This is a genomic window from Oleiphilus sp. HI0125, assembly GCF_001635355.1.
On sequence record NZ_LWGF01000375.1, the window covers coordinates 1 to 705 of the forward strand.

Here is a 705-nt window from a genome sequence, read left to right on the forward strand (position 1 = left end):
TTGCGCAGGTATTTCCGGAATACTCACGTTTTGAAGCGGGTGATTCCTTAACGGCGCTGACCTTTAAAGGACGTCGTATAAGCACACCTATTTGTTATGAAACCGTGATTCCTGAATTAGTGCGCGAGATGGTGGCAAACAATCATGCCGAATTGATTATCTCTGTTGCTAACGATAGTTGGTTTGGAATGAGTAAAGAGCCATACATTCATTTGGCGATGGCCAAATTACGGGCTATCGAACATCGGCGGTGGTTTGTGCGTGCAACGAACGGCGGCATTAGTGCGGTGATAAATCCCGCGGGTCGCGTCGTGAATAATGTGCCTTTAGGTGAAGAGGGTGTTCGCGCCTCTATTGTTGATTGGCGCTCTGAACAGACCCTATACACACTTTACGGAAATTGGTTTGTCAGTGTCGTCATGGGCTTAACCTTACTCACTCTTTTGACTCGCGGCGCCATATTTCGCGTTAAAAAATCTTCTGAACTCGACTTTAAACAGCGTGCTTCATTGACCAAATAGTTGATAAGACTTAGGGAAATGTTTGAGCGTGCTTGCGTAGTTTAGAAGGCTGCTGGCCGGTCCACGTCTTGAATGCTCTACGAAACGTAGAGCTATCGCTAAAACCTATTCGCTCTGCGATTTCACTAATGGTGTAGTTGGTGTTCTTGAGCAGGTTCACAGACTTTTGCTGTTTAAATTTATT

The 705-nt window shown here is 45.5% G+C and carries 2 protein-coding genes; one reads left to right on the forward strand and one right to left on the reverse strand.

What is annotated here, in order from left to right; genetic code table 11:
- A partial coding sequence (locus tag A3762_RS05200; RefSeq protein ID WP_304439267.1) for a nitrilase-related carbon-nitrogen hydrolase occupies window positions 1-521 on the forward strand: 521 nt, incomplete at its 5' end.
- Window positions 522-531: 10 nt separating this feature from the next.
- On the opposite strand, the gene A3762_RS28590 is transcribed toward A3762_RS05200, so the two are convergent.
- On the reverse strand, window positions 532-681 hold the full coding sequence (locus A3762_RS28590; RefSeq protein ID WP_255375030.1) for an AraC family transcriptional regulator: 150 nt from the start codon (window positions 679-681) through the stop codon (window positions 532-534).
- Window positions 682-705: the final 24 nt, after the last annotated feature.